This is a genomic window from Micromonospora yasonensis (assembly GCF_026013475.1).
GTDB classification, from domain to species: domain Bacteria; phylum Actinomycetota; class Actinomycetes; order Mycobacteriales; family Micromonosporaceae; genus Micromonospora; species Micromonospora yasonensis.
The window spans coordinates 1-11756 of the sequence record NZ_JAPDPH010000222.1 but is presented as its reverse complement, the minus strand read 5'-3'; the positions used below and the strand labels follow the sequence as shown (position 1 = coordinate 11756).

General features: G+C 74.7%; 12 protein-coding genes and 1 pseudogene. 2 read left to right on the top strand and 11 right to left on the bottom strand.

The genetic code is table 11. The annotated features are described in order from the left end of the window. Positions 1–94: 94 nt before the first annotated feature. Both ONA70_RS29960 and ONA70_RS29955 read right to left on the bottom strand, forming a co-directional pair. Positions 95–340, bottom strand: coding sequence for an acyl carrier protein (locus ONA70_RS29960; protein ID WP_265009851.1), 246 nt, complete (start codon positions 338–340; stop codon positions 95–97). After that, entirely contained in the window at positions 340–603 is a 264-nt protein-coding gene (locus ONA70_RS29955) for a phosphopantetheine-binding protein (protein ID WP_265009850.1), read from the bottom strand. Before ONA70_RS29955 ends, ONA70_RS29960 begins: the two co-directional genes overlap by 1 nt. A gap of 17 nt (positions 604–620) precedes the next feature. On the opposite strand from ONA70_RS29955, the pseudogene ONA70_RS29950 reads away from it, so the two are divergent. After that, positions 621–1226, top strand: a pseudogene (locus ONA70_RS29950) (4'-phosphopantetheinyl transferase family protein); the annotation flags it as partial. Positions 1227–1237: 11 nt separating this feature from the next. Here ONA70_RS29950 and ONA70_RS29945 read toward each other — a convergent pair. The 9 genes from ONA70_RS29945 to ONA70_RS29905 all read right to left on the bottom strand — a co-directional run bounded on the left by ONA70_RS29945 (position 1238) and on the right by ONA70_RS29905 (position 10561). Beyond that, the gene (locus ONA70_RS29945) at positions 1238–2620 is read right to left on the bottom strand and encodes a class I adenylate-forming enzyme family protein (protein WP_265009848.1); all 1383 of its coding nucleotides are present in this window, start codon (positions 2618–2620) and stop codon (positions 1238–1240) included. 303 nt (positions 2621–2923) lie between these two features. Beyond that, the gene (locus ONA70_RS29940; RefSeq protein WP_265009847.1) at positions 2924–4165 is read right to left on the bottom strand and encodes a beta-ketoacyl synthase N-terminal-like domain-containing protein; all 1242 of its coding nucleotides are present in this window, start codon (positions 4163–4165) and stop codon (positions 2924–2926) included. 19 nt (positions 4166–4184) lie between these two features. After that, positions 4185–5453 (bottom strand): beta-ketoacyl-[acyl-carrier-protein] synthase family protein, encoded by a 1269-nt coding sequence (locus ONA70_RS29935; RefSeq protein WP_265009846.1) that lies wholly within the window; start codon positions 5451–5453, stop codon positions 4185–4187. Beyond that, positions 5450–5857 carry a cupin domain-containing protein gene (locus tag ONA70_RS29930; protein ID WP_265009845.1) on the bottom strand — a complete coding sequence of 136 codons (408 nt, stop codon included), beginning with the start codon at positions 5855–5857 and terminating at the stop codon, positions 5450–5452. Before ONA70_RS29930 ends, ONA70_RS29935 begins: the two co-directional genes overlap by 4 nt. Beyond that, on the bottom strand, positions 5850–6572 hold the full coding sequence (locus ONA70_RS29925) for an SRPBCC family protein (RefSeq protein WP_265009844.1): 723 nt from the start codon (positions 6570–6572) through the stop codon (positions 5850–5852). Before ONA70_RS29925 ends, ONA70_RS29930 begins: the two co-directional genes overlap by 8 nt. Continuing rightward, positions 6569–8053 carry an acetyl-CoA carboxylase biotin carboxylase subunit gene (locus tag ONA70_RS29920; RefSeq protein ID WP_265009843.1) on the bottom strand — a complete coding sequence of 495 codons (1485 nt, stop codon included), beginning with the start codon at positions 8051–8053 and terminating at the stop codon, positions 6569–6571. Before ONA70_RS29920 ends, ONA70_RS29925 begins: the two co-directional genes overlap by 4 nt. After that, a complete protein-coding gene (accB, locus tag ONA70_RS29915) occupies positions 8053–8523 on the bottom strand; it encodes an acetyl-CoA carboxylase biotin carboxyl carrier protein (RefSeq protein ID WP_265009842.1) in 471 nt (156 codons plus the stop codon). The genes ONA70_RS29920 and accB overlap by 1 nt, the downstream gene beginning before the upstream one ends. Beyond that, a complete protein-coding gene (locus ONA70_RS29910) occupies positions 8520–10232 on the bottom strand; it encodes an acetyl-CoA carboxylase carboxyltransferase subunit alpha (RefSeq protein ID WP_265009841.1) in 1713 nt (570 codons plus the stop codon). The genes accB and ONA70_RS29910 overlap by 4 nt, the downstream gene beginning before the upstream one ends. Continuing rightward, complete coding sequence (locus ONA70_RS29905) at positions 10229–10561, bottom strand: TcmI family type II polyketide cyclase (protein ID WP_265009840.1); 333 nt, start codon at positions 10559–10561, stop codon at positions 10229–10231. The genes ONA70_RS29910 and ONA70_RS29905 overlap by 4 nt, the downstream gene beginning before the upstream one ends. A 434-nt stretch (positions 10562–10995) precedes the next feature. Here ONA70_RS29905 and ONA70_RS29900 point away from each other — a divergent pair. Beyond that, on the top strand, positions 10996–11756 hold a 761-nt coding region (locus ONA70_RS29900; protein WP_265009852.1), incomplete at its 3' end, for an AfsR/SARP family transcriptional regulator.

Genomic DNA, 11756 nt, shown 5'->3' with positions numbered 1-11756 from the left:
CGGGGTGCTCGCCGGCACCCCGGCGAGCAGCGCGTCGACGCCCCTGCCGAGGGCGCTGAGCGCGTGGACGCCGGTGATCTGAGGGTGCTCCCGCTCAGCCATCTGCGGGAGCGGTCAGCGAGGCGTGGAACACCGCCAGCGCGTCGTCGACGGTGCGGATGCCGGCGAGCTGGTCGTCGGAGAGGTCCAGCCGGCGGTCGAAGCGTTGCTCGACGAGGTGCACCAGCCAGGCCAGCTCCATGGAGCCGATCCGGTCGGGCACCTGGTCGACGGGTTTCGCGGTCAGCTCGGCGAGCATGCTCACCAGGTCAGCGCGCCCCAGGTCGGGCCGACCGGCCATCAGGAGTGGTCACCCTGCGCGGCCACCCGCTGCGCGACCATGGTGGTGAACTCGCCGACCGTCATCAGGGCCAGCTTCTCCGACTCGTCGTCGGCGAACTTCAGGCCGTACCGGTCCTCCACCCGGACGGCGAGGTCGGCCAGGGCCAGCGACTCCAGGTCAACGCCGGAGGGTCCGAGGGTGGCGTCGTCGTCGATGTCATCGACGTCGTAGTTCATGTCGGCGAGCTGCTCGATGACGAAGGTGCGGACCTCGTCTCGCATGGGGTTAACCTCTTTCCGTGAGGCAGCTACCGGTGCCCGATCGGGACACCGTGTACGTGTGGACCGGCCGTACCGCCGGCGACCAGCGGGAGCTGACGCGGTGGTTGCTGCGCCGCGCGGGTGGCGCGTTGCTCGGCCGGGCCGAGGCGGAGATCGGGGTGCGACGGGCGCCCGGCGGGCACCCGGAGGTGTACGTCCCGGACGGGCGGACGCTCCCGGTGAGCGTCAGCCACGCCGACGGGCTGGTCGTGGTGGCCGCCCGGCCGGGCGGGCCGGTCGGGGTGGACGTCGAGCGACGCCGGCCGCTGCCCGCCGTGGGCCTGGCCGACCGCTGGTACGACCCGAGCGAGGCGGCCTGGTTGCGCGCCCGGGGCGGGGCCGGCCGGGACCTGGACTTCCTGCGCCTGTGGACGGCGAAGGAGGCGGTCGGCAAGGCGCTCGGCGTCGGGCTGCGCGACGGCGGGCTGCGCCGCCGGATGCCGGTGTCGGACGGGCCCGCGGAACTGCTGCGCCCGCTGCCCGACCGGCCCGACGTACGGGTGGGCCATCCGGCGGCCGGGGACGCCCTGGTGCTCGCCGTGGCGGTCACCGCAGCGGCCGGACCGGTCGAGGTCGCCCTCGAATAGCGGACCGGTCATGACGCCGCGTCCCGCAGCACGGTGGCCGAGCGGACCAGCTTGCCGGTGGTGGTGCGCGGCAACTGGTCGAGCAGGTGCAGGGTGCGCGGCCGCTTGTAGCCGGCGAGGCGTTCGGCGAGCAGCTTGTCCAGGGTCTCCTCGGACAGCGGCCCGTCGGGCTGGACGTACGCGGTGATCCCGTCGTCCCAGACCACCACCGCGGCGCCCACCCCGGGCAGCTCGGCGACGGTGGACTCCACCTCGGTGAGGTCGACCTTCATGCCGCCGACCGACACCTGGGAGTCGAGCCGGCCCTTGATGGTGACCAGCCCGGTCTCCGGGTCGACCGTGCCCGCGTCCCGGGTGTGCAGCCAGCCGTCGGCCCAGCGGGTCGGGTCGGTGAGCCCCACGTACGGGGAGGCGGGGCAGCTCACCCGGAGTTCGCCGTCCTGTTCGCGGACCTGGATGCCGGGGGCGGGGGCGATGGCGGGACGGTTCCGCCCGTACAGGTCGGTGCCGATGACGCCGACCTCGGTCATCCCGTACATGTTGCCGAGGGGGACGCCGTAGCGGTCGGTGAAGGCGCGGGCGACGGCGGCCGGGACCAGCTCGCCGCCGGTGGTCATCCGCTTGAGCTGCGGCAGCGGCCCCGCCGGCCGGGTGGAGGCGAGCAGTCCGATGTGGAAGGGCACGCCGAGCACGGTGGCCGGGCTGTCCTGGGCGGCGACGGCGGCCAGGATCGCCTCCCCGCTGAGCCGCTCCGGCGGGCAGAGCTCGACACCCGCGTGCAGGCCGTAGAGGAGGCCGCCGACCAGGCCGAGCACGTGCACCATGGACGGCAACAGGATGATCCGCTCGCCGGGGAGCGCGACGCCGTCGATCCGGGTGTACCGGTGCACCTCGCCGACCAGGTCCTCGGCGGTGCGGCCGATCACCTTGGACGGTCCGGTGGAGCCGGAGCTGAGCTGGATGACGGCGTGCGGGCTGCCCGCCGGCCGGTCGGAGTAGGCGATGATCTCCTCGGTGACGTCGACGAAGATCCGCAGCGCCCCGCCGCCGGTCTGCACCGGGGCGACCACCACCTGCGGGGTGAGCCGGTCCAGGGCGCGGGCGACCTCGTGGTCGGTGAGCCGGTGGTCCAGCAGGACGGCCTGCGCGCCGCTGCGCCAGGTGGCGAGGAGGTTCACCACGTAGGCCAGGGAGGGCGGCAGGCGCAGCGCGGCGGCGCCGCCGGGTCGCAGTCCGGCGGCGGCGAGCCGGGTCTGCGCCGCGCCGACCAGGCGCCGCAGGGTGCCCTTGTCGACCGGCTCCGGCAGGCGCAGACAGATGTCGGTGGGACGGCCGGTGAACAGCACGTCGTCCACCCAGTTCGCCGTCGCCGGCGCAGGATCTTCCGCCATGGGATGTGCTGTCACGACCGTCCACCGCCCAGCAGGAAAGTGGGCGAAATCCGCCCATCAGGTGCGTTCTTCGGGGTGCTGACGGAACCCTATGACGGCCTGTCACAGCATAGCTACATGCAAATGGCTAGATCAGGAAAAGCGGCTGGGTGGATTGCTCAGGCTCGATCGGCCAGGCAGTATCAGGCCCGTGCGCCGGCTCGGTACCCCGCCGGCTGCTCGCCCCTGCCCACACTACGGCCGGATCCGCAGCGTGGGTGTCCACGCGCCCCGGGGCACCCGCCCGTCGCGGGCCCGAGGCCGCTAACCGGCCGGTGGGGGCGCGGCGCCGCGCAGCACCAGCGCGCTGTTGAACCCGTCGAAGCCGCGCGCCCCGATCAGGGCGATACGGCTGCGCGGGCGGCGGGGCTGCCGCAGGAAGGCCAGCTCGCACCCCTCGGCGGGCCGCTCGGGACCGGCCGAGGCGGGCAGCAGGTCGTGCTGGAAGGCGAGCAGCGCGGTGGCCGCGTCCAGCGCTGACCCGCCCTGGTGCGCCCGGCCGGTCAGCGGCTTCTGGGTGGTCACCGGCGGCAGGTGATCGCCGAACACCGCCCGCAGCGCCGCCGCCTCGGCCCGGTCGTACGCGGGCACCCCCAACGCGTCCGGCCAGACCACGTCCACGTCGTGCGCGCGTACGCCGGCCCGGTCCAGCGCCAGCCGCAGCGCGCGGCCGTAGTGGGCCGGGTCGGGGCCGGCGTCCCGGTCGGTGGGGGCCGCGTCGTGGGTGGCCGCCCAGCCGGTGATCTCCCCGTAGATCCGGGCGCCCCGGGCGAGGGCGTGGCCCAGTTCCTCCACCACGAACACCGCGCCACCCTCGGCGGGCACGTACCCGCAGGCGTCGGCGTCGAACGGCCGGTACGCCCGCTCCGGGTCCGCGACGTCGCTGAGCAGCCCGGAGCGCAGCTGGCAGGCCAGCGCGTACGGGCTGAGCGGGCACTCGGTGGCCCCGGCGATCACCACCGGGGTGCCCCGCCGGATGGTCCGCACCGCGTGGGCAAGGCTGTCCAGCCCGCCGGCCGACTCGGACACCGTCACCCCGGACGGGCCCTTGAACTGGTGGCGGATGGAGAGCTGCCCGACGCTGGCCGCGTAGAACCAGGCGATCGACTGGTACGCCCCGACGGTCCGGGTCGGGCCGCCCCAGAGCCGCTGCAGCTCCCGCTGGCCGAACAGGTTCCCGCCGGAGGAACTGGCCATGGTGACCGCCCACCGGTACGGGTCGGGCGACACCTCGGGCAGCCCGGAGTCGGCCAGGGCCAGCCGGGTGGCGGCGAAGCCGAGATGGGTCCACCGGTCGGTCTGCACCCGCTGCCTGGTGTCCGCGTGGCCGGCCGGGTCGAAGTCGGCCACCTCCCCGGCGATCCGGGTGGGGTAGCCGGCCGGGTCGAACAGGCTGATCGGGCCGGTGTGCCGGGTGCCGGCGAGCACAGCGGCCCAGTGCGCCTCGGCCCCGATGCCGCTGGGCGCCACCACCCCGAGCCCGGTCACCACCGCCCGGGCAGTCACGACGACACCTTCCTGACGCTCACCGGGCCACCGCCAGGCGGCGGAAGACCATCGCGGACTGGAAGCCGCCGAAGCCGCTGCCCACCGAGAGCGCCACGTCGACCGGCACCTCCCGCGCCTCGTTGGGCACGTAGTCCAGGTCGCACTCGGGGTCGCGGGTGGTCCAGTTGGCGGTGGGCGGCACCACGCCGTACTCGATGGCGAGCGCGCAGGCGGCCATCTCGATCGAGCCGATCGCGCCGAGCGAGTGCCCGACCATCGACTTGATCGAGCTGATCGGCACCCGGTACGCGGTCGCGCCGAGGGCCCGCTTGAACGCGGCGGTCTCGTGCCGGTCGTTCTGCCGGGTGCCGGAGCCGTGCGCGCTGACGTACGACACGGCCGACGGGGCGAGCCGGGCCTGGCGCAGCGCGTCGCTGATGGCGACGGCCATCTCCGCCCCGTCGGGACGTAGCCCGGTCATGTGGAAACCGTTGCTGCGGCTGGCGTAGCCGGCCACCTCGCAGTAGACGTGCGCGCCGCGCCGGCGGGCGTGTTCGGCCTCCTCCAGCACCAGCACCGCGGCCCCCTCGGCGAGGACGAACCCGTGCCGGTCGGCGTCGAACGGCCGGGACGCGTGTTCCGGGTCGTCGTTGTCCGGGCTGGTGGCCTGGATGGCGTCGAACGAGGCGACGGTGACCGGGGAGATCGGCGAGTCGGCGGCGCCGGCCAGCACGATGTCCGCCTCGCCGTCCGCGACGAGCTGGTGGGCGTACCCGATGGCGTCGATGCCGGAGGTGCAGCCGGTGGAGACCACCTGGGCCGGGCCGTGCAGGCCGTGCCGGCAGGCCACGTCGGCGGCCAGGCTGCTGGGGACCAGCGCCTGGTAGAGGTAGGGGCCGCCGAGGGCGTGGTCGACCAGCCAGTGCCGGCCGGAGTCGCTGACGCGCACGTACTCCCGTTCCAGCGCCATGGTGCCGCCGACCGCGGTGCCGAGGACCACGCCGGCGCGCTCGCGGTCGGCATCGGTGAGGGTGAGGCCGCTGTCGGCGAGCGCCTCGGTGGAGCAGGCCAGGGCGAACTGCACGTACCGGTCGGCGCGTTGCCGCTCGGCGAGGGTGATCCCGGCGGCGTCCGGATCGAAGTCGCACTCGGCGGCGATCTGCGAGCGGAACGGCGACGGGTCGAAGAAGCTGATCCGCCGGGTGGCGGTGCGCCCCTCCGTGATGGTCTTCCAGAACCGGTCCCGGGTGGCGCCGCCGGGGGCGACGACGCCGACGCCGGTGACCACGGTCCGCCGGCCGGTCACGACGGTTCCCGAGGTGGCGGGGCGACCTCGGTGTCGACGTGCCCGAGTTCGGGGCGGGGGGCGAGGGGCCCGAGCTGGAAGACCACCTCGGCGGGCTCGTCGCCGGTGTTGCGCAGCCGGTGCCGGACGTTCCTGGGGACGAAGAGCGCCTCCCCGGCCGCGAGCGGCACCGGACGGTCGTCCAGGTCGACGGTGATCGCGCCGCGGGCGACGTAGAGGAACTCCTCGCTGTAGGGGTGGTAGTGCTCGGCGATCCGCTCCCCGGGGGCGAGCGCCGCCACGCCCATGAACCCGGAGGTGCTGCCGACGGTCTTCGGACCGAGCAGCACCCGCAGCTCGCCGCCGCGGCGCCGGTCGGCGGTAACGTCGCGGACGGCGACCGGGGCGGTGGTGGTGTCAGGCATCGCGACCTCCCTGGCCGGCCTCGGCGGCCCGCTGCTCGATCCGCTCCTTGATCACGGCGAGCTGGACCTTGCTGTTGGTGTTGATCCGTTCGGTCATGCCCGCGTTGTCCAGCGGCGCGTTCGGCTTCATGGCGAAGTCCTGCACCCAGGTCATCCGGGTGCCGCCGGGGACCGCGGCGTAGTGCCAGTGGATGTGCATGTACTCGAACGGGCCGGTCTCCACCCGGCGGGCGTGGACCTGCCGGGTGGCCGGGTCGGCGGTGCGTTCGCTGACCCAGCTCCACGTCACGCCGTTCTCGTCGGGGTGCATGGTGAGCCGGAACCGCACGGTGTCGCCGTCCCGGTGCAGGATCTCGGCCAGGGCGTACTCGGTGAACAGCTCCGTCCAGTTGGCGACGTCGTTGGTGACGTCCCAGACCAGGGGCAGCGGGGCGGCGATGTCGACCGCGTTCTCGGTGTGTCCGGGCGGGTCGGCCTTCCGGGCGACCAGGTCGGCCACGCCGGCGATGCTGAGCTGGCTGGCCTGCTCGGGGATCTTCACCCGCCACCGGTCGGAGACGACCGCGGACAGCTCCAGCAGGGCGAGCGAGTCCATGCCGAGTTCCTCGAGGCTGGCGGCCGGGGTACGGGCGGCGGCCTCGGCGTCCAGGCCGCAGTGGGTCACCAGGATGTCGGTGATCTCGCTGGTGAGCTGGCGGTCGGGGGCGACGGTCATCGGGTCCTCCTAGCGGGCGGGCCGCCGGCGGGCGCGGCGGTGACGGACGTACGGCCGGCCGGGGCGGCCCCGGCGCGGGCGGCGGGTACGGGATCGGTGCCGGGCCCGGCGGGTGCGGTCGGGCCGGCGGCGTCGGCGGCGAGCAGCCGGTCGACCAGCCCGGTGGTGTGCCGGGCGGCGCGGAAGGCCGGGTCGCGCAGCACCCGCCGGGCGAACGGGATGGTGGTGCGCACGCCCGGTCCGGCCACCTCGAACTCGGCCAGCGCGCGGTCCAGCCGGTCCACCGCGCCGTCCCGGTCCGGCGCCCACACGGCCACCTTGGCCAGCAGCGAGTCGTAGTGCGGGCTGACCAGGTAGCCCGGGTGGCCGTGGGTGTCCACCCGGGTGAACGGACCGCCGGGCGGCCGGAACCGGTCGAGGCGGCCGGGTGCGGGGGCGAAGCCGCGCTCCGGGTCCTCCACGTTGACCCGGCACTCGACCGCCACCCCGCGCAGCTGGATCTGGTCCTGCCGCCAGCGCAGCGGCGTCCCCGCGGCGATGTGCAGCTGCTCGTGCACCAGGTCGACGCCGGTGACCAGCTCGGTGACCGGGTGCTCGACCTGGATCCGGCAGTTGACCTCCAGGAAGTGGCACTCCTCCGCCTCGTCGACGAGGAACTCGACGGTCCCGGCGCCGGTGAAGCCGACCGAGAGGACGCCGCGCAGGGCGGTCTCGGCGAGCAGGTCCAGGGTGGACGGCCGCAGCGCCGGGGCCGGGCCCTCCTCGATCAGCTTCTGGTGCCGGCGTTGCACCGAGCAGTCCCGGGTGCCCAGGTGGACGCCGTTACCGTGGCCGTCGCAGAGCACCTGCACCTCGACGTGCCGGGCGTCGGTCAGGTAGCGCTCGACGTACACCCGGTCGTCGCCGAAGGCGACCTGGGCGGCGGCCCGGGTACGGGCGTACGCGCGGGGCAGCTCGGTGGCGGCGCGGACGACGGTCATCCCGCGCCCGCCCCCGCCCGCGGCGGCCTTGACGATCACCGGGTAGCCGACCTCGGCGGCCACCTCCAGCGCGTCGGTCACCGTCGGCAGCGTCTGCACGCTGCCCGGCGGCAGCGGCAGTCCGGCCTTGCTCATCAGCGCCCGGGCAACGGACTTGTCGGCGAGGGCGGACATCACCTCGGGCGGCGGACCGACGAAGGTGAGGCCGTTCTCCGCGCAGATCTCGGCGAAGTCGGCGTCCTCGGAGAGGAAGCCGTAGCCGGGGTGCACCGCCTGGGCCCCGGTCTGCCGGGCGGCCTCGACGATCGCGGCGGCGTTGAGGTAGCTCTGCCGGCTGGCGGCCGGTCCGATCCGGACGGTCTCGTCGGCCAGCCGTACCGGCAGTGAGTCGGCGTCGGCGCTGGAGTGCGCCACCACCGTCCGTACGCCCAGCTCCCGGCAGGCCCGCAGCACCCGCAACGCGATCTCGCCCCGGTTGGCGATCAGCACCTTGTCGAACATCAGTCTCCCCGCCCGGTGAGTGGTTCCAGGGCGATCAGCGGCTGGTCGTACTCGACCGGCTTGCCGTCCTCGACCAGCACGTCGGCCACCCGCCCGGCCTGGTCGGCGGTGACCTCGTTCATCAGCTTCATCGCCTCGACGATGCCGACCACCTGGCCTGGCCGAACCAGGTCGCCGACGGCGACGAAGGGCGGGGCGCCGGGCTCCGGGGACCGGTAGAAGGTGCCCACCACGGGTGCCCGCACGGCCCGGCGGTCGGTGGTCGGCGTGGGCTGGGCCACCGGCTCGGCGACCGGCTCCGGCTCGGTCCGCGGCGCGGGCGCCGCCGGGCCGTGCCATTCGACCTCCAGCACCGTCTCGCCGCTGCGCAGCCGGACGCGACGGACCGGGCCGGCCAGCTCGGCGACGAGCCGGCGGGCGTGGCGGCGCAGTCCGGCCAGCACGTCCTCCGGCCCCTCGGGACCGCTCATCGGGCCACCCCCGAGCCGCGGGCCGCGCCGTAGCGGCGGAACCGCTGCCGGCGGCGCCGGACCAGGGTGGCCGGTGGCACGTCGAGCAGCGCCGTGAGGTTCTCCGCCACCGCGCGGCCGAGCCGGTCGGCGGCGCCGGCGGGGTCGCCGTGGGCGGCGGGGTCGGGTTCGGGCACCACCTCGTCGACCACCCCGAGCCGGCGCAGGTCGGTGGCGGTGAGCCGCAGCGCGCGGGCGGCCTGCGGGGCGGCGGCACTGTCCGGCCAGAGGATCGCGGCGCAACCCTCCGGACTGATCACCGAGTAGACGGCGTGTTCGAGCATCAGCACCCGGTCGGCGACCGCCAGGGCGAGCGCCCCGCCGCTGCCGCCCTCGCCGGTGACCACCGCGATCACCGGGGTGGGCAGCACACTCAGCGCCAGGATGTTCTCGGCGATGGCCGCCGCCTGCCCCTGCTGCTCCGCGTCCACGCCGGGGTCGGCGCCGGGGGTGTCGACCAGGGTGACCACCGGCAGGCCGAGCCGGGCGGCGAGGCGCATCAGCCGCAGCGCCTTGCGGTGCCCGGCCGGGCTGGCCATGCCGAAGTTGCGGGCCACCAGCTCGGCCGTGGTGTGTCCCTTCTGGTGGCCGATCACCATCACCGACCGCCCGTCCAGCCGGGCCAGGCCGCCGATCACCGCCGGGCAGTCCGCGCCGAGCCGGTCGCCGTGCAACTCGACGAAGCCGTCGAAGGCGGTCTCCAGGTAGTCCAGCGTGGTGGGCCGGGCGGGATGCCGGGCGGTGCGGACCGTCTCCCAGGCGTCGCGGTCCGGGCCGGCCGCCGTCGCGGGCGCGGCGGCGTCGGCCGCGGGCGTGGGTCGCGGTGCCGGCTCCTGCCGGGGTACGCGGGGACGCCGGCCGGCCCGTCCGGCGCGGGCCGCGGCGAGCAGGGCGGTGAGCCGGCTGCGCAGCGCGTGCCGGGACACCACCATGTCGACCTGTCCGTGCCGGAGCAGAAACTCGGCGGTCTGGAATCCCTCGGGCAGGGTGGCGCCGGTGACCTGGCGGATCACCCGCGGGCCGGCGAAGCCCATCCGGGCGCCGCTCTCGGCGAGCACCACGTCGGTGTTGGTGGCGAAGGAGGCCGCCACCCCGCCGTACGTGGGGTCGGTGATGACGCTGACCGTGAGCAGGCCCGCCTCGCGCAGCCCGGCGATCGCCTGGCTGACCGTGGCCATCTGCATCAGCGACAGCGCGCCCTCCTGCATCCGGGCGCCGCCGGAGGCGGTGACCAGCACCAACGGCACCTCGTCCGCGAGGGCCCGCTCGGCGGTGCGGGTGATCAGTTCGCCGACGGCGCAGCCGAGGCTGCCGCCGAGGAAGCGGAAGTCCATCACCGCCAGGGCCACCGGCTGCCCGCCGATCCGGGCGGTGCCGCAGAGCACCGCCTCGTCCAGCCCGGTGCCGGCCCGCGCCGCGCTGAGCCGGTGCGGGTACGGCAGGGCGTCGACGAAGCCGATCGGGTCGACCCGGGCCGCCCGCTCGGGCAGCGGGGTGAACGAATCCGGGTCGGCCAGCTGCGCCACCCGGTCGGGGGCGTCGAGCCGGGCGTGCGATCCGCACTCGGGGCAGACGTCCAGGTTGCGGCGCAGCCGCTTGCGGTAGAGCAGCGAGGCGCAACCGTCGCAGCGGGACCAGAGCTGCTCGTCGCGGGGCGCGGTGGTGGTCACGACCGCCGCCCCGGGGCGTCGTAGCGGTAGAAGCAGCGCGCCATGGCGTCCCGGGGGGAACGCCAGGTCGGCAGGTACGGCGAGATGTACGGCCGCAGCCGCTCGCTGACCCGGACGAACTCGGGGTGGCCCCGGGCGTCCTCCACCGCGCCCTCGGTCGGCCGCTCCGTCTCCAGCAGGTGCACGTACAGGTCGTGCAGCCGGTAGAGCGAGCGGTGCCGGACGCCGACCAGGCCGGGCAGGTCGGTCGCGTCGGACTCGGCGAAGATCTCGGCGACCCGGTCCTCGGCGGTCGGCAGCACCTTGGCGACGATGAGCGAGCGGTCCATGGACAGCCTCCCTGGGATGCGTTCCGGGCGAGCACCACCGGTCCGCCGAACGACTCCCGACACGGTGCCGCCGGGGGCGTCAACGCGGCGTCATCCGGCCGCTATCCGGATCGGATGGTCGTGACGCTGCGTTGACGGAAGCTATGCGCAAGCTATGTATAGATCAACTGAAGGAAATAGATGGCGACACTTCTTCGCAGTTCAGCGTAGTTTTGAGTAGGTCCAGACGAGACGGTCGCATTCACGACGCGCCGTTGACTCAGCGTAATCATCGTTGATAATCTCCATCTCTGTCAGCCCGGCGACAGCGGCATCCGCCGCCGAGGCGGAGCCGCTCCGACACCGGGGTCGCGGGCAGCCGAGCCGGGCATCAGGAAAACGGTCGGGACGTGGGTTCCGGTCCAGGGGGTGCGCCCGTGTCCGGTCAGACGAGAATGCCGACGGCCGGAGACCCATCGACCCCACAGGTGTCGCTGCACCTGCTGGGGGGTTTCCGGCTGCTGCACGACGACGTCCCGGTGGTGGTGCCTCGGGGCCTGCAGCGGGTGATCGCGCTGATCGGACTCCAGCCGTCCGCCACCCGCAGCCACCTGGCCGGCCTGCTCTGGCCGGAGACCTCGGAGGAACGGGCACTGTCGTCACTGCGGACCGCCCTGTGGCGGTTGCGCCAGGATCCCTGCTGCCCCCTGCTCACCGACGGGGACACGGTCCGGCTCGGCGACACCGTCCACCTCGACGTCGACGAACTGGTCGACGCCTCCGCCCGGGTCCGGGACGGCGAGATCCCCCGCGCCGCCGCCGTCACCGGCCGGCACGACCTGCTCCCCGGCTGGTACGACGACTGGGTGCTGCTGGAGCGGGAACGGCTACGCCAGTTGCGGCTGCACATGCTGGAGGAACTCGCCGGCAACCACCTCGCCGCCGGCCGGCACGGCGAGGCCCTCGAAGCCGCGCTGGAGGCGATGGCCGCCGAGCCGCTGCGGGAGACCCCGCACCGCCTGGTGGTCCGCATCCACCTGGCCGAGGGCAACGCGTTCGAGGCGGTGCACGCCTTCTACGTCTACCGGGATCTGCTCCTGCGCGAGCTGCGCCTGGAGCCCTCGCCGGCGATGTGCGCGCTGCTCGCCGACACCCTCGCCCCGATCCGGCACGGCACCCGGCGGGACCCGCCGGACCGCCGGACCGACCGCGGCGG

Coding starts and splice junctions, on each gene's coding strand:
- ONA70_RS29960 (WP_265009851.1), bottom strand. CDS start 340: ATGGCCGGTCGGCCCGACCTGGGGCGCGCTGACCTGGTGAGCATGCTC.
- ONA70_RS29955 (WP_265009850.1), bottom strand. CDS start 603: ATGCGAGACGAGGTCCGCACCTTCGTCATCGAGCAGCTCGCCGACATG.
- ONA70_RS29945 (WP_265009848.1), bottom strand. CDS start 2,620: ATGGCGGAAGATCCTGCGCCGGCGACGGCGAACTGGGTGGACGACGTG.
- ONA70_RS29930 (WP_265009845.1), bottom strand. CDS start 5,857: ATGCCTGACACCACCACCGCCCCGGTCGCCGTCCGCGACGTTACCGCC.
- ONA70_RS29925 (WP_265009844.1), bottom strand. CDS start 6,572: ATGACCGTCGCCCCCGACCGCCAGCTCACCAGCGAGATCACCGACATC.
- ONA70_RS29920 (WP_265009843.1), bottom strand. CDS start 8,053: ATGTTCGACAAGGTGCTGATCGCCAACCGGGGCGAGATCGCGTTGCGG.
- accB (WP_265009842.1), bottom strand. CDS start 8,523: ATGAGCGGTCCCGAGGGGCCGGAGGACGTGCTGGCCGGACTGCGCCGC.
- ONA70_RS29905 (WP_265009840.1), bottom strand. CDS start 10,561: ATGGACCGCTCGCTCATCGTCGCCAAGGTGCTGCCGACCGCCGAGGAC.